The organism is Erythrobacter sp. MTPC3 (assembly GCF_042854385.1).
Lineage (GTDB): Bacteria > Pseudomonadota > Alphaproteobacteria > Sphingomonadales > Sphingomonadaceae > Erythrobacter.
On sequence record NZ_BTGP01000002.1, the window covers coordinates 336,350 to 352,897 of the forward strand.

At 60.0% G+C, this 16,548-nt stretch carries 12 protein-coding genes and 1 riboswitch; of the genes, 8 read left to right on the top strand and 4 right to left on the bottom strand.

Annotation, left to right across the window (positions count from 1 at the left end; genetic code table 11):
• The first annotated feature begins 60 nt into the window (after positions 1-60).
• Genes ACGHU1_RS04360 through ACGHU1_RS04370 form a run of 3 tightly spaced genes read left to right on the top strand, consistent with a single transcriptional unit; the run spans position 61 to position 4,320 of the window.
• Positions 61-1,644, top strand: coding sequence for a sodium/sugar symporter (locus ACGHU1_RS04360; RefSeq protein WP_390583806.1), 1,584 nt, complete (start codon positions 61-63; stop codon positions 1,642-1,644).
• A 52-nt stretch (positions 1,645-1,696) separates the two neighbouring features.
• On the top strand, positions 1,697-2,620 hold the full coding sequence (locus tag ACGHU1_RS04365) for an NAD(P)H-binding protein (protein ID WP_390583807.1): 924 nt from the start codon (positions 1,697-1,699) through the stop codon (positions 2,618-2,620).
• Positions 2,617-4,320: a solute:sodium symporter family transporter gene (locus ACGHU1_RS04370; protein ID WP_390583809.1), complete on the top strand. Its 1,704-nt coding sequence runs from the start codon at positions 2,617-2,619 to the stop codon at positions 4,318-4,320. Before ACGHU1_RS04365 ends, ACGHU1_RS04370 begins: the two co-directional genes overlap by 4 nt.
• On the opposite strand, the gene ACGHU1_RS04375 is transcribed toward ACGHU1_RS04370, so the two are convergent.
• Genes ACGHU1_RS04375 through ACGHU1_RS04390 form a run of 4 tightly spaced genes read right to left on the bottom strand, consistent with a single transcriptional unit; the run spans position 4,317 to position 9,233 of the window.
• Positions 4,317-5,231 (bottom strand): TauD/TfdA family dioxygenase, encoded by a 915-nt coding sequence (locus ACGHU1_RS04375; RefSeq protein ID WP_390583811.1) that lies wholly within the window; start codon positions 5,229-5,231, stop codon positions 4,317-4,319. The two genes, ACGHU1_RS04370 and ACGHU1_RS04375, sit on opposite strands and share 4 nt — an antisense overlap.
• Positions 5,232-5,246: 15 nt before the next feature.
• The gene (locus tag ACGHU1_RS04380; protein ID WP_390583813.1) at positions 5,247-6,203 is read right to left on the bottom strand and encodes an aldo/keto reductase; all 957 of its coding nucleotides are present in this window, start codon (positions 6,201-6,203) and stop codon (positions 5,247-5,249) included.
• A 2-nt stretch (positions 6,204-6,205) separates the two neighbouring features.
• Positions 6,206-7,285, bottom strand: a complete 1,080-nt coding sequence (locus tag ACGHU1_RS04385) for a Gfo/Idh/MocA family protein (RefSeq protein WP_390583816.1) — start codon at positions 7,283-7,285, stop codon at positions 6,206-6,208.
• A 40-nt stretch (positions 7,286-7,325) separates the two neighbouring features.
• Positions 7,326-9,233, bottom strand: a complete 1,908-nt coding sequence (locus ACGHU1_RS04390) for a beta-galactosidase (RefSeq protein WP_390583817.1) — start codon at positions 9,231-9,233, stop codon at positions 7,326-7,328.
• 167 nt (positions 9,234-9,400) lie between these two features.
• Here ACGHU1_RS04390 and ACGHU1_RS04395 point away from each other — a divergent pair, with 167 nt between their 5' ends.
• The 5 genes from ACGHU1_RS04395 to gcvT all read left to right on the top strand — a co-directional run bounded on the left by ACGHU1_RS04395 (position 9,401) and on the right by gcvT (position 16,547).
• Positions 9,401-10,399, top strand: coding sequence for an ArsR/SmtB family transcription factor (locus ACGHU1_RS04395; protein ID WP_390583819.1), 999 nt, complete (start codon positions 9,401-9,403; stop codon positions 10,397-10,399).
• Positions 10,396-11,325: a methylenetetrahydrofolate reductase [NAD(P)H] gene (gene metF / locus ACGHU1_RS04400; RefSeq protein WP_390583821.1), complete on the top strand. Its 930-nt coding sequence runs from the start codon at positions 10,396-10,398 to the stop codon at positions 11,323-11,325. Before ACGHU1_RS04395 ends, metF begins: the two co-directional genes overlap by 4 nt.
• Positions 11,322-12,368, top strand: coding sequence for a homocysteine S-methyltransferase family protein (locus ACGHU1_RS04405; protein ID WP_390583823.1), 1,047 nt, complete (start codon positions 11,322-11,324; stop codon positions 12,366-12,368). Before metF ends, ACGHU1_RS04405 begins: the two co-directional genes overlap by 4 nt.
• Complete coding sequence (gene metH / locus ACGHU1_RS04410; RefSeq protein WP_390583825.1) at positions 12,368-14,998, top strand: methionine synthase; 2,631 nt, start codon at positions 12,368-12,370, stop codon at positions 14,996-14,998. The genes ACGHU1_RS04405 and metH overlap by 1 nt, the downstream gene beginning before the upstream one ends.
• A 124-nt stretch (positions 14,999-15,122) precedes the next feature.
• Positions 15,123-15,219, top strand: a riboswitch (glycine riboswitch).
• A 167-nt stretch (positions 15,220-15,386) separates the two neighbouring features.
• Positions 15,387-16,547, top strand: coding sequence for a glycine cleavage system aminomethyltransferase GcvT (gene gcvT / locus ACGHU1_RS04415; RefSeq protein ID WP_390583827.1), 1,161 nt, complete (start codon positions 15,387-15,389; stop codon positions 16,545-16,547).
• Position 16,548 lies beyond the last annotated feature (1 nt).

The following is a 16,548-nucleotide window of genomic DNA, read 5'->3' on the forward strand; positions in this document are numbered from 1 at the left end:
TAATAACAACGGATCGGGTGAGGGCCGCAAAGAGCCAGAGCCTGTGGGGGAGTATGCAACGTGACACTCGAGACCATCGATATCATCATCATTGCGGGCTATGCGCTTGCATTGCTGGGCATAGCGCTATTCGTAAGCCGCGAACCTGCGGGGCATGAAAAGAACACGGAAGATTACTTCCTCGCCGGGCGCGCGCTGCCGTGGTGGGCTATCGGTGCATCGCTGATCGCATCCAATATCTCGGCAGAGCAGATCATTGGCCAATCTGGACAGGGGTTTGCCGTTGGCGTCGCGATTGCAGCGTATGAATGGCAGGCGGCGATCGTCCTGCTGATTGTGGCGAAATACTTCCTTCCGATCTTTCTGAAACGCAAGATTTACACCATGCCGCAATTCCTCAACCAGAGGTACGGCGAGGGTGTGAAAAACCTCATGAGCGTGTTCTGGGTCGCGCTTTATACGGCCGTGAACCTTACAACAGTGCTGTGGCTCGGCGGGCTGGCAGTGGACTCGCTCACCGGCTGGGGCGTCATGGGATCGATGATGGCGCTGGCGGCGTTCGCTGCGCTGTATTCGCTCTATGGCGGGCTGAAAGCGGTGGCGCTCACGGACATTATTCAGGTGGTCATTCTGATCATCGGCGGTCTGGCGATCACGTGGTTTGCGCTCGACGCGCTGCCAGCAGATGGCGCTGCCGGGGGCATGGCGTTCCTGATGCAGGAAATGCCGGGCCATTTTGAAATGATCTTGGATGAGGACCATCCGGCCTATTTCGACCTGCCGGGTATCTGGACAATCCTGGGCGGATTGTGGGTGCTGCATTTCAGCTATTGGGGGTTCAACCAGTATATCATCCAGCGCGCGCTTGGCGCAGAAAACCTTGGCGAGGCGCAAAAGGGGCTGGCATTTGCCGCGTTTCTAAAACTGCTGGTGCCATTTATCGTGGTGGTTCCCGGCATCGCTGCGGTGATCCTTGCGCAGCAGGGCGATCTCAATGCAGCCGCGCTTTCTGCTTCATCGGACCGGACTTACGGTGAACTGATGGGCTTTGCACCAGCGGGTCTGCGCGGACTGGTGTTCGCGGCGTTGATTGCCGCCGTGGTTTCCTCGCTCGCATCGATGATGAATTCGATCTCGACGATCTTCACGATGGATTTGTATCGCAGCGCGCGGCCAGACCGCGCCGAACAGCATTACGTCACCGTCGGGCGGATCTCCGCTTTTGTAGCGATGGCGATTGCGCTGGTGCTGGCGCGTCCATTTATCGGCGGTTTTGAAAGCGCGTTCCAGACGGTTCAGGAATACACCGGCTATATCGCACCGGGCATCGTCATTGTCTTCCTGCTGGGCTTCTTTGATAAAAAGGCCAACACCGTCGGTGCTTACACCGCGCTCGTTGGCTCGGTCGTGCTCAACCTTATCGTCAATGCGGCGTTCCCTGATCTGCCATTCGTGGTGCGGATATGGATCGTGTTCGTTGTCGGCATCGTTACTGCGGCAATCGTGTCGCGGATGACAGGCGCGCCGGAAGAAGAACGGACCGTGCAGCTCAAAGATATCGCCTTTGGCACAACTCCGCTGTTCAACACGCTCGCTGCAACCACAGTAGCGATTCTCGTCGGCCTCTATATCGTCCTGTGGTGATGCGCTAAGGCCTCGTCCCGTGAAGGACGGGGCGCAGCATCTTAGGGTTTTGGTGGCCGGAGCCAGCGGCACGATTGGCCGGGCGACGGCGGCCGCGTTGCTGGCCGATGGGCACGCCGTGACCTGCATTTTGCGCGACAGCGCATCGGGCCGCGCGGCGGCAGAATCGCTGGAAAAAGCTGGGGCGAATGTTTTTCTTTCAGAGCTGTCTGATGGATTACAGATCGGCGATATCGATACGGTCGTATCCTGCATCGCTTCGCGCAGTGGCTCCCCAAAAGATGCGCTCGCAGTTGATTATCAGGCCAACGCCAACCTGCTGGGCGCTGCCGTGGCGGGCGGCGCGCAGCATTTCGTGCTGCTGTCTGCAATCTGTGTGCAGAAACCGCAGCTCGCGTTTCAACATGCCAAACTTGCATTCGAGGCAGAACTGATCGCGAGCGCGATTGACCACACCATCGTTCGCCCCACGGCATATTTCAAATCACTCTCCGGTCAGGTCGCGCGCGTCGCAAAGGGAAAAGCCTTTCTGCTTTTCGGCAACGGAGAGCTGACACGGTGCAAGCCGATCAGTGACCGCGACCTTGCTCGCTTCGTTGCAGATTGCGTTTCCGGCAGTGCCTCGCGCAATCAGGTGCTCCCAATTGGCGGACCCGGACCGGCGATTTCGCTTCGAGAACAGGGCGAGCTGATCTTTGCCAAGGCTGGCCTTGAGCCGAAATTCCGGTCGATTTCGCCCGCCATGTTTGATGCGGCAGCGCGGCTGCTGTCGATTGGTGCGCCGTTTTCAGGCTGGTTCGCTGAAAAGGCGGAATATGCGCGGATCGCCAAATATTACGCCACCCAAAGCATGCTTGTGTTCGATTCTCAAACCGGCACATACCGCGATGAACTGACGCCCGAGTTTGGCGAAGACACGCTCGGTGAGCATTACGAGACGCTGCTTGCGGATTTGGACGAGGGCGACAGGCCGTGACCGGTGACAACCTTATTTTCACGCTGGCAAGCTGCGCGTTCTTCATGGGGCTGGTCGGCTGGATCAGCTGGTATAAAACGCGCGGAACCGCAGATACGAAAGACGGCTATTTCCTCGCCGGGCGCGGCCTGGGGGCGACCTTCATCGCAGGGTCCCTGCTGCTGACGAACCTTTCGGCAGAACAGCTGATCGGGCTGAACGGATCGGCGTACGGGTTCAACATGTCTAGCATGGGGTGGGAGGTGACGGCAGCGGTGGCGACCATCGCGATGGCTTTGGTCTTCCTGCCCAGATATCTTGCTGGCGCTTTCACCACGCTGCCGCAGTTCCTCAATGACCGTTTCGACCCGACTGTGCGGCGAATGTCTGTGGTGCTGTTCATGCTGGGATACGGCCTCGTCACCATTCCCAGCGTGCTTTATTCAGGCAGCCTTGCGGTCATCGCACTGTTCGATGTGCCCGCCCTGACCGGGCTCGGAGATTTTGAGGCTTTGGTCGCGATGGTGGTCGTGATCGGAGTGACCGGTTCAATCTATGCGGTTTTCGGCGGGCTAAGAGCGGTTGCAATCTCGGATACGCTGAACGGCATAGGACTGCTGATCATCGGCATTCTTGTCCCGGTGTTTGGCCTGATCGCGTTGGGGGGCGGAGACTTCGGTGCAGGCCTGACGCAGCTGACCACCGAAAACACGGAAAAACTGAATGCCATCGGTTCGGCATCCGACCCGACGCCGTTCGGCACGATCTTCACCGGCATGATTTTTGCGAACTTGTTTTACTGGTGCACCAATCAATATGTGATCCAGAGAACGCTTGGCGCGCAAAGCCTTGCCGAAGGGCAAAAGGGTGTGCTGTTTTCCGGCTTTTTCAAAATCCTCGTGCCATTCATGATGATGATCCCCGGCGTGATCGCGTTTCATCTTTATGGACCAGGGCTGGGCACAATTGACGAGGCGTATCCGCGCCTGATCCGCGATGTGCTGCCGGTCTATCTTTCCGGCTTTTTCCTCGCCGTGCTGCTTGGCGCTGTGTTCAGTTCATTCAACTCGTTGCTCAACAGCGCCGCCACCCTCTTCAGTCTGGATGTTTACGCGCCCGCAATGGGCGGCAGGGCAAGCGATACGCAGCTTGTGCGCGTGGCCAAGATCGCGAGCGTTGTGATCGCGCTGTTCTCTTTCGTGGTTGCGCCCATGCTTGCGCTCGCGCCGGAGGGGCTGTGGCAGATCATCCGCATCTTCACCGGCTTTTACAACATTCCGACCGTTGTCATCGTGATTGTGGGCCTGTTCACTGCACGAGTTCCGGCGCTGGGCGCGAAGGTCGTGATCGTGTTTCACGTCGTCACCTACGCGGTGCTGCGGTTTGTGCTGGAAGATGCAGTGACGCTGCATTTCATCCATCAATATGCGATCCTGTTTGTTGTCGAGGTCGCAATCATGCTCGCGTGCGGATCGCTTGCCCCGCGCAAGGAAGCATGGTGCTTTACCCGGAACGAGCAAGTGGACATGACGCCGTGGCATTTTGCAAAGCCGCTGGCCGTTACACTGTTCAGCTGTGTAATCGCGGCCTATCTTCTGTTTTCGCCGCTGGGTGCCGCAAGCGCAGACGGGCCGGGCGCGGTCTTTGCTGCACTGATCGGCGCGCTAATAATCGGCAATGCGGCGGTTTGGCTGACAGCCGCGCGCCGCCGCGCAGCCTAGGCGATCAGCGAGGCCAGCACACGGCGTTTGCCAGAGAATGGGCGGCGACCATGCATGACTAGAAAATTGTCAACCAAGGCGACGTCGCCCGCCTGCCATGCCAGATCCTCCGTCAATTCATCGGCGACCGCGATTGCCGGGGCCATATCCCCGGCAGTGATCGGGCTGCCATCGCCGAAAGTAATCGCGCGATTGGGATCGTTGCGGCTGTCTGCCCATCCGCGAAAGGCCGCGATCAACTGGTTGAAAAATGTCCGCCGTCCATCGGAAATTGTGCGAATGGCGGGGAGGGCGGGGGTGGTCGCGCGCAAGCTGTCATCCGTCTGCCATTCCCATGAATAGCCAAGAACCGTGAGGCGCGCCTCGGCCTCTTCGCGTGTGGATACACTCAAGGTGCTGCGCCAGCTGCGCCCCTGACCCGATCCTGCATCATCGCAGCCCGGCATCACGTTGGTGTATCGCACGCCCTCCTTCTCGGCACGGGTCACAAAGCCGGGCGCATGTTTTTCAAGCTCTGCCAGCACCCAGTCGGACCGGCATAGCGGCGTTGCACCGCCGCTGTCCGGGGCGATTTCGCAATAAAAAAACAGCTTGCTTGGATAAAGCGGTGTCTGCGCCATTTCGTGATGCAGGAAAATCTCGGTCGAAGGCGGCGCTTCGTTCGCGGTGAACACGCGCGGCGTAACATTGGTGCGCACGGCGTTGGAAAGCGAATCTTCGTAAGTAAAGCCCGGCTCCCCATACCCCTCAACCGCCGCATCGAATGCCTGCGGATCGCCCACGTCAAAACCGCGAAACAGCAGCGCCCCGGCATTGGCGAGCGCGGCATCGACGTCCTGTTTGTTGGCCGTCAAAAACGCGGCGAGATCGCCGCTACCTTCGATAATGGCAGGAAAGGCGGGCTGGGTCATAGTCTCAGAGCCTTTTCAATCGTAAATCGGATGGAAAGCGCCGAACGCCGCTTCGGTGAAGGTGCCCGGATCGTTGAACCGGCGGTTCTGGTTAAGCGCGCTGATCGCGGCCATTTCCACCTGCGAAAGTTCAAAATCGAAAATGTCGATATTCTCGCGCATCCGCTCAGACTTCGTCGTTTTCGGAATGATCGCCGTCCCGCGCTGAATCCCCCAGCGCAGCAAGACCTGCGCCGGTGTTTTACCATGCGCCTGAGCAGCCACCATGACAGGCGCGGCTCCAAGCAGACTTTCCCCTTCTGCTGCCATATCCAGCTCAAAATAGCTTTGCGCGCTAAGCGGAGAAAACGCGGTTACATCCAGACTGTAATCACGGGCCAGCCTGATAAGTCGCTCCTGCGTGAGATAGGGGTGGGATTCGATCTGCAGCGCCGCAGGTTTGATCCGCGCATAACTCATCAAATCATGCAGCAGACCCGAATTGTAATTGCAGACGCCGATCCGTTTTACGAGGCCCGCGTCCACCAGCGCCTCCATCGCGGCCCATGTCTCGTGCAATGGCACCGACGCTCGCTTCATTGCGGGATTGGCGGCATCGGGATCGTGCACCCATTCGGGCGGATACCGCTCTGCAATGGGCACGTATTCCAGCGCGATGGGAAAATGAACGAGGTACAGATCGAGGTAGTCCAGGCCCAGATCGTCAAGCGATTTGCGGCACGCCTCTTCGACATGTTCGGGCGCGTGGAAGGTGTTCCAAAGTTTGGACGTGATCCACAGATCATCGCGGGTTACCAGCGCATCGGACATCGCCCGCGCCAGGCCTTCGCCGGTCTGGATTTCGTTGCCGTAATCCGCTGCGCTGTCGAAATGGCGATATCCTGCGCGCACGGCCTCCACGACGCAGTTCGCTGTTTCTTCCCGCGGGATTTTCCAAAGGCCGAAACCGACGGGCGGCATGTCTGTTGGCATGATCAATCCTTGTCGTTGAATATGATATCGACCGGCTGGCCGGTGCTGATGCTTTGCTGCGCGGCGGCGCCCATCACGACCGAGCGGTACCCGTCGCGCGCATTGATGAGCGGCGCGGTGCCATCCACCAGCGCAGCGTGAAAATCGCGCTGCTGGAAGAATGTCGCGCCATGATGATCGCCGGCTGCCAGCGCATCGGACGGTGTTTCGATGTGGCTGACGAACGGTCCCGACTTGTCACGCGGCGACCATGTCACCTCGCCTACAGGCAATTTGACTTCCATCTTGCCAACCGGGCCGACAGCGCTGATTTCTTCCTGTTGCTCCGACCCCTCGGCAAACATGCAAAGGTCCAGCACCGCGCGGGCACCGCCTGCAAAATCGACCATCACAAAAGCGTTGTCGATAATGTCGGGCATCTCGCCATCATACCGCTCGTCCAGATGGTTCACATCCTGTGCGCCGCTGGCGAAGATGCGCACCGGTTCATCGCGAAGGATGTGGCGCATCAGGTCGAAGAAATGGCAGCATTTTTCCACCAGCGTTCCGCCGGTGTTGCGGTTGAAGCGGTTCCAGTCGCCCACTTTGACGAGGAACGGAAAGCGGTGCTCGCGAATGGCCAGCATCTTGATATCGCCCGCTTCGCCTGCGTGCAGCCGCTCGATAAAGCGGGTGACAGGCGGCATGTAACGGTATTCCAGTCCGACCCAGAACAGGCCTGGATAATCGCGGGCGGCCCTCACCAGCTTTTCAGCGTCTTCAACCGATGTGCACATCGGTTTTTCCAGCAGCACCGCCGCGCCTGTTTCCATCACCGGCTTCACCGCATCGAAATGAGTGAAATTGGGAGAGGCGATGATGACGGCGTCGGGCTTTACCGCGCCAAGCATTGTATCTGCGTCTTCAAACAGCTGCACCTGCTGGCCCAGCTTGCCCGCCAGATCGCCAGCTGCTTCCCGCGATCCGGCGTCGGGATCGGCAACCGCGACAAGGTCCGCACCATCGACCAGCGCAAGGTTCTGCATATGCTCGCGGCCCATCATGCCGCAGCCGATTATCGCATATTTGCGGGTTTCAATCATGCCTTTGCCCATGTCTGGCTGCGCACCTGTTGGCAAGCGATCATGAGCCGAGCGGAGTGATCGAAACCGAGGCGGCGCCGATCGTTTCGCCGGTCAGATCGAAACGGACCGGCGACGCGGAATAATTGAAAGCAAACAGGTGCGTCGCCGTGCGGCGAATGCGCAGCCCTTTCGGCAGAAGGCGCGTTTTCACATCCGCCTCTGCCGCCATCTGGCTTATGAGATCGGTCAGCAAAGCGCGGTCCGGCCATCCGGCAAGATAGCGGTAATTGTCATTGTGAAAGACCACGCCGCGCCCGTCTTTCAACGTGTATTCCGCGCCGCAATCTGCATTGACCTGTTCCAGCCAGCGCGTGACCCCGAACCCGTCCCCTTCTTCTGTAATGCCGCTGCGCAGGCTCTCAACCCGCGCAACCATCAGCGGCAAAATCATGCGAAGCGGCCCGGGCGCAAGGTTGGAAGGGACCGCGAAATTCGGGGTCTTGCTGCCGGATCGCGGGCCGATGAGGACCGGACAATCAAGCGCTTGAAGACGCTCTGCGAACCCTTCCGGCACAACGGGCAGCGTCGGGACGAGCACCATCGAATAATCGTGAAGCGGCGCGTCCGGCGATACGATATCGACATCAATTCCAAGTTTTCTGAGCGCCGAATACCACTCAAACGCCAATTCCAGATACCGAAAGCTCTGACCTTGCGGCTGGATGCCGCACACCCACGCCGCCTCGTAAGAAAACACCAGAGCCGCAGGCGCGCGCACTGTTTGCTGCGGGCCTACCTCCGCAATGCGCGCGGCGGCACCGCGCACTTCGTCGGCAGCCTCCGCCTCGCCGCTATCGGGCCTGAGCAATCCGGCGTGCATTTGTTCCTGCGCAAAGGGAGCCTGACGCCAGCGAAAATAGCTTGTGAATTCCGCGCCGTGGGCAAATGCCTCCAGCGTCCACAATGCGATCATTCCCGGAAGCGGGGCCGGGTTATAGCGCGCCCAGTTAACCGGGCCAGGCTGCTGTTCCATCACGCCCCAGCGGCCCGCCGAACATCCGCGATAAAGGTCATGGTGAAACGCGGCGATATCGGGGTGGCCCTGACGCAGGTAATCGCGCTTGTCATCTTCCCCGAACCAGAACTGCTCCAGGAAACCGAGCGGGTAACTGTCCCACGTTGCCACATCCAGATCGCGGCCAAGGGCGTGATGATCGAATTCGGTGAAGAACCCCATAAAATTGTGCGTGATATCGCGTCCGGGTGAATGTTTGCGCAGGATGTCGACCTGCTCCCGGTTGAAACTGGCAACCTCGTCCGAAGCGAAGCGGCGGTAATCCAGCCAGTGCGCAGGGTTCGCCTCGGTCACTGTGAGATGCGGCGGGTCTACCTCGTCAAAGGACAGGTATTCCATGCTCCAGAACACATTACCCCATGCAGCATTGAGAGCCTGCGGCGTTTCGTATCGCGCTTCCAGCCATTTACGAAACCGCGCTGCCGCTGCGCTCGAAAAGCTGAGCACGGTGTCATGACAGCCATATTCGTTATCGGTTTGCCAGCTTACGACTGCGGGATGATCGCCAAACCGCTGCGCTATGGCGGACGTGATGCGCCGCGATTGCGCGCGATAACCCTCATGCGAGAAGCAATAATGCCGCCGCGATCCAAATCCGCGCGGGCGCCCCTCTTGGTCGATTGCAACCATGTCGGGCATCTGGTCCACCAGCCATTTTGGCGGTGTAGCGGTCGGCGTGCCCATGATTATCTGCAAGCCCGCCCGGTGCAGAACATCCACCGCGCGGTCCAGCCAATCCCAGTCAAAGCGGCCCTGTTCCGGCTCTATCCGGCTCCACGCAAATTCCCCGATCCGCACCAGAGAAAGGCCCATTTCCGCCATCCGCCGCGCATCGTCTGCCCACATATGTTCGGGCCAATGCTCCGGGTAATAGCAGCAACCAAGCTTCATCAATCATCCTCGCGAATGCGCAGGTCCGCCCGCGTCTCTTGATCGAGGTGTCGGCACGGGCGCAGGTGAATGCAAGATTATTTCGCAATACGGCGCGATTTGTGCGTCTATCTATGCGTTTTATAGAGGGCATTTACAGATATAAAAATGTCTTTATATCCGCCCGTGTGAACGTCGAAACCATCTTCAAGGCTCTGGCCGATCCCACCCGGCTGCGCATCGCGCGGCTGCTGGGCACTATGGAACTGGCGGTGGGTGAATTGGCGCAGGTTCTGGGGCAAAGCCAGCCGCGCGTGTCGCGCCATGTCGGCATTTTGTGCGACGCGGGATTGGCAGAGCGCCGGCGCGAGGGCAGCTGGGTGTTCCTGCGCTCCACCAGCGGATCAGATGATGCCGATGCGATTGTAACGGCAATCGATCAATTGCTTGTCGTTGCCGAGCGCGAGAATTCAGAATTTGCCGATATTTGCCAGGCGGACCGGCGCAAGCTAGCCGCAATCCGCGACGCGCGCGAAGAATTGGCGGGCGATTACTTCGCGCGGCATGCAGGCGACTGGGATGATCTGCGCGCGCTTCATAGCCCTGACGCGCAGGTTGAGGAAAAGCTGGCGGGCGCATTATCGGATGCCCCGCTTGGTGCGGTGCTGGATATCGGCACCGGGACAGGCCGCATGGCGGAATTCTTTGCAGATGAGGCAGAGCGCGTTGTCGCGTTTGACCGCAATCTTGAAATGTTGCGTGTCGCCCGCGCGAAATTGCAGCACTTGCCAACCGCACGAATAGAGCTGGTGCAGGGCGATTTTTCGGAATTGCCGTTCGCCGCCGCCACGTTTGACACGGTGTTGCTGCATCAGGTGCTCCATTTCGCCCAAGACCCCGCGCTCCCGCTGGCCGAGGCAGCGCGTGTCATTCGCGCTGGCGGACGGATTGCAATCGTCGATTTTGCGAGCCACGACCGGGAAGAATTGCGCACCCGTCACCAACACGCACGCCTTGGCTTTTCGGACCGCCAGATGCGCGAGTTTCTGCAATCGAGCGGTTTTACCGCCCGTGATCCGGTTGCGCTGGATGGCGGTGAACTGATCGTGAAAATCTGGATCGGCAAGCGCCGCGAAAACCCGCATCCCTCCCTCCCCAAATCACTCACCAAAGAGCAAACGTCATGACTCCCACGCTCGATCAACTGCACGAAGCCCGCACTGCCGTAGACACGCCGCTGTTTTCCGGCCTGCCCGGCGATGTCGATGTCAGTTTCGAATTCTTCCCGCCGAAATCGGAAAAGATGGAAGAGCAATTGTGGGACGCTGTGCAGCAGCTCAAACCGCTGTCTCCCAGCTTCGTCTCGGTCACTTATGGCGCGGGCGGGTCCACCCGCGAACGCACCCACGCGACGGTCGAGCGCATCATTGGCGAGGCGCGCATACCGGCGGCGGCTCACCTCACCTGCGTCGGGGCGTCCAAAGACGAAATCCGCGAAGTGGCGGAGCAATATTGGGAAGCTGGCGTGCGCCACATAGTCGCCCTGCGCGGTGACGCGGGCGAGCCGGGCGCGCCCTTCGTCGCGCATCCGCAGGGCTACGCCAGCGCCGCCGATCTGGTCGCCGGACTGAAAGGGATTGCCGATTTTGAAATCTCGGTCGCGGCCTACCCTGAAACGCATCCCGATGCCGACTGCCCTCAGGCCGATATCGAAAATCTTAAGCGTAAGCTGGATGCAGGCGCGAGCCGGGCGATCACCCAGTTCTTTTTCTCCGCTGACAAATTCTTCGCCTTTCGTGACAAGCTGGCGGCCACCGGCATCGACGCACCGGTCGTGCCGGGCATTCTGCCGGTCACCAATGTCGCGCAGGCGCGCAAATTCGCAGGCGCGTGCGGGGCGGAAATACCCGCTTGGATGGACGGCCTATTCGAAGGGCTGGATGAAAAGCCTGCCGCGCGCAAACTTGTCGCGGCGACCATCGCCGCAGAGCTGTGCCGGCGTTTGTATGCAGGCGGCGTGCGCGATCTGCACTTTTACACGCTCAACCGGCCAGAGCTTGCCTATGCGATCTGCCACATGCTCGGCAAACGCCCCGTCGAAGAAGCCGCATGAGCGCGCGCGAAGCCCTGAAATCTGCCGCTGCCGAGCGGGTGCTTATCTTTGATGGCGCATTCGGGACGCAGATCCAGAACCGCAAGCTGACCGAGCAGGATTATGCCGGCGACCTCGGGCTAGATGCGGATCAGAAAGGCAACAACGATATCCTCGCCCTGACGCGGCCCGATGTCATCCGCGACATTACGCGAGCCTATCTGGATGCCGGATCGGACGTCATTTCAACCAACACGTTCTCTGCCAACCGCATCAGTCAGGCGGATTATGCCGCTGAGGACCAGGTTGCCGCGATCAACATCGCAAGCGGGAAAATCGCGCGCGAACTGGCCGATGAATACGCTGCCAAAGATGGCAAGCCGCGCTTTGTCGCAGGAGCAATCGGTCCGACAAACAAGACTCTGTCGCTCAGCCCGGATGTCGAAGACCCCGGCTACCGCGAGATCGATTTTGATGAGCTCACCGCCGTATACAAAGCGCAGGCCGCTGCGCTGATCGAGGGGGGCTGCGATTTCATCCTGATCGAAACCGTGTTTGATACCCTCAATGCCAAGGCCGGGATCATGGCGTGCAAGCAGCTTGAAACAGATCTGGGCCGCGACGTGCCGGTGATGATTTCGATGACGCTTACCGATTTGTCCGGGCGCAATCTGTCCGGCCACACGGTCGAGGCATTCTGGTATGCCGTGCGCCACGCCAACCCCGTTACCATCGGGCTGAATTGCAGCTTTGGCGCGGACCAGCTTCGCCCGCACATACAGGCGCTTTCGGCCATCGCCGACACGCTGTTGATGGCGTATCCCAATGCGGGCCTGCCCAACGAACTGGGCGAATATGACGAACTTCCGGAAACCACCGCTGGCCTTGTGAAGCTTTGGGCGGAGAATGGTCAGGCGAACATTCTGGGCGGATGCTGCGGCTCCTCTCCGGAACATATCGCAGCCATCGCGCAGGCGGTCGAGGGGCTGGACCCGCGCGCCGTTCCTTCACCCGATGCGGCCATGCGTCTGGCCGGGCTTGAACCGTTTGTGGTCGCCGCCTGATGACCCAGCAGAGCACCAGCGCGCGCTTCATCAACATTGGTGAGCGAACCAACGTCACCGGCAGCGCCCGGTTTAAAAAACTGATCATGGCGGACGATTATCCCGCCGCCGTCGAGGTCGCCCGCCAGCAGGTCGAAAACGGCGCGCAGGTGATTGATGTCAACATGGACGAAGGGCTGCTGGACGCGGTCCATGCCATGACGACATTCCTCAAACTGATCGCGGCAGAACCGGACATTGCCCGCGTCCCGGTGATGATCGACAGTTCCAAATGGGATGTGATCGAAGCTGGCCTGAAATGCGTTTCGGGCAAGCCGATTGTGAACTCGATCAGCATGAAAGAGGGCGAAGAGCCGTTCTTGCAGCAGGCGCGCAAATGCATGGCCTACGGCGCAGCGGTGGTCGTCATGGCTTTCGACGAGGTCGGACAGGCCGACACCAAAGAGCGCAAAGTCGAAATCTGCAAACGCGCCTATGACCTGCTCGTCGGCGAGGGCTTCTCGCCGGAAGACATCATCTTTGATCCGAACATCTTCGCGGTCGCCACGGGCATCGAAGAACACAATCGCTATGGCCTGGATTTTCTGGAGGCCGTGCGCGAGATCAAATCGCAGTGTCCCCATGCAAAAACCAGCGGCGGACTCTCGAACCTCTCTTTCAGCTTTCGCGGCAATGAAACCGTGCGCCGCGCGATGCACTCGGTGTTCCTTTACCACGCGATCCCCGCCGGGCTGGATATGGCCATCGTCAATGCCGGGCAGCTTGACGTGTATGACCAGATCGATCCCGAATTGCGTGAGGCGTGCGAGGATGTGATCCTGATGCGCCGCGACGATGCGACGGAGCGGCTCATCGACCTTGCCGAAAGCTATAAGGGCAAATCGGTTGCCGATGAAAAAGCGGCCGAGGAATGGCGCGGCTGGGCGGTTGAAAAGCGGCTCGAACACGCGCTCGTCAAAGGGATCGACGCGCATATCGTCCCCGATACCGAAGAGATGCGCGCCGCTACGGCCGAGGCTGGCGGGCGACCTATCGAGGTGATCGAAGGCCCGCTTATGGACGGCATGAATGTCGTCGGCGACCTGTTCGGCAGCGGCAAGATGTTCCTGCCCCAAGTGGTCAAATCCGCGCGCGTCATGAAGAAAGCCGTCGCTCACCTCATTCCTTATATCGAGGCGGAAAAAGACCTCCTTCCCGAAGCCGAGCGCAAGGCCAAGGGCAAGGTCATCATGGCCACTGTCAAAGGCGACGTGCACGATATCGGCAAGAATATCGTGGGCGTCGTTTTGCAGTGCAATGGTTACGACGTGGTCGATCTGGGCGTGATGGTTCCGTGGCCTAAGATCCTGGAAGTGGCGAACGATGAAAACGCCGACATGATTGGACTGTCCGGCCTCATCACCCCGTCGCTAGACGAGATGGTGACCGTCGCGGAAGAGATGCAGCGTTCGGAAATGACCATGCCGCTGCTGATCGGCGGCGCGACCACAAGCAAGGTGCACACCGCGCTGAAAATCGATCCGAATTATGATGGACCTGTGATCCATGTCCTCGATGCGAGCCGCGCGGTTGGCGTTGCATCCAAATTGCTCTCCGACACGCAGCGAGATGAATTTGTCGGCGACACGGCAGGCGAATATGAAAAAGTGCGCGCAGCGCGGGCGGGCAAGACACCCAGTGTCCTGCTGAGTCTCGAAGATGCGCGGGCGAATTATTACGACGCTTATCTGTCAGACAAGCCTGCTCCGCCAGCGCAGCCCGGTGTCCATGTGTTTGACGATTGGGACCTTGCGGACCTGCGCGATTACATCGACTGGACGCCGTTCTTCCGCGCATGGGAACTGCACGGCAATTACCCAGCCATCCTGCAAGATGAAGTTGTGGGCGAAACGGCGAGCCAGCTGTTCGATGATGCCACCGCGATGCTCGACCAATTGATTGAGGAAAAGTGGCTGACCGCACGCGGCGTAGCGGGACTGTGGCCCTGCGCGCGCGATGGCGATGATGTCACGATCCACCGCGTGCGGCGCGAAGAGCATGTGCGCCTTCCTTTCCTTCGCCAGCAGGTGAAGAAAAGCCGCGACCGCGCCAACATGTGCCTTGCTGACTTTATCGACCCGGATGGCGACTGGATCGGCGGCTTCGCCGTCGGTATCCACGGGATCGAGCCGCATATTGCGCGGTTCCAGGCGGACAAGGATGATTACTCAGACATCCTCTTAAAGGCGCTGGCCGACCGGTTTGCGGAAGCCTTTGCCGAGCGGCTGCACAAACATGTGCGCACCGATCTTTGGGGCTATGCCCCGGCGGAGCAGCTCACCAATCACGCGCTTATCAAAGAGGAATATCGCGGTATTCGCCCTGCGCCCGGCTATCCGGCGTGCCCCGATCATTCGCTGAAACCGATCCTTTTCGACCTGCTTGATGCGGAAAAGAATGTCGGACTGACCCTGACGGAAAGCTTTGCGATGTGGCCGACAGCGGCGGTTTCGGGCTTCTATTTCGGGCATCCCGAATCGCAATATTTCGGCGTCGCCCGCATCGGGCGCGATCAGCTGGAAGACTACGCGGAGCGCCGCGGTGTCGATCTGGCGACTGCGGAACGCTGGTTAAGGCCGAACCTCGACTGACCAGAGCGCCGTAAGAAGCGGCTCGGCGCACGAAAGTTTCGTCTTTTCCCCGAATATACCGATGGGCGATTGACGCATCTCTTCGCATGCGCAACATGTCGCGTGCCTGCCGGGGGTGATTCCGGCGTCTTTCGCGGGAGAGACTGGTCCGGTCAAACGGACACGGCGCCGAAGGAGCAACCGCCCCGGAAACTCTCAGGCAAACGGACCGCGAATAGGCACAGGCACTCTGGAAAGCGCGCAGCATTCCACCGCTGCGCCACCGAAGGGGAAGGCTGCAATGCGCGTGTTTTTTGCGCCGCAGCTAAGCTCTCAGGTTTCCCGACAGAGGGGGCAGGAACAACGCTTCATATCGGGGCGTTGCAATGCCTGTCGGGGGGCCGAGATTTTGAGCGACCATACACCGCAAGACGATACGCCTCACGAGGACGCGCCGCTGGCTGCGTTGCCGCTTGATGCATGGCACCGGCAGCACGGGGCGCGCATGGTGCCGTTTGCGGGCTATGAAATGCCGATCCAGTATGCAGGCCCGGATGGCGGCATCGTTGCCGAACACAACTGGACGCGCACGAGCGCCAGCCTGTTCGATGTTTCGCATATGGGTCAGCTCGCGCTGAAGGGCGACAATGCTGCGCATGAGCTGGAAAAGCTGCTGCCCGGCGCGATCTCCAATCTGAAGCCAGGCAAGATGCGCTATTCGCTGCTGCTTACCGAAGCGGGCGGGGTGATCGATGATCTGATGGTCACGAACACCGGCCCGCATCTCGCTCTGGTGGTCAACGGCGCATGCAAATGGGACGACATTGCCCACCTGCGCGAACACCTTCCCGATGAAATCACGCTCACTCATTTTGACGATTTTGCGCTGCTCGCCTTGCAGGGACCGAAAGCCGCAGAAGTTCTGGAGGAGGTCATTCCCGGCACCGGCGCGCTAACATTCATGACCGCCGGCCTGTTTGAATGGAACGGCGCGCACATCTGGGTCAGCCGCGCAGGCTACACAGGGGAAGACGGTTTCGAGATTTCGCTGCATAAAAGCCGGGCTGCGGATTTGGCCGATGCGCTGGTTGCCGATGACCGCGTGAACCCCGCAGGGCTCGGCGCGCGCGACAGCCTGCGCCTTGAGGCGGGACTGCCGCTTTACGGGCACGATCTGGACGAAAACATCGACCCGGTCAGCGCCGATCTGATTTTTGCACTGTCCAAGAAACGCCGGACCGAGGGCGGCTATTTCGGGCACAAAGCGATTGCCGGGCGACTCGCCGATCTGGAAGGCGGCACGCTTGCCCGCCGCCGTGTCGGCCTATTGCTGGATGGACGGATGCCCGCCCGCGAAGGCGCTGGAGTTTACCTTGGCGATCAGAAAGTCGGCGATGTGACCAGCGGCGGATTTTCCCCCACGCTCGGGCGCCCGGTCGCCATGGCCTATATCGATGCACAGCACGCTGCCGAGGGAACCGCACTTGAATGCGAGGTTCGCGGCAAGCGTTTGCCAGCCACCGTTTCACCCATGCCTTTTGTTCCGCACCGCTATTTCCGAGGGAGCTGAT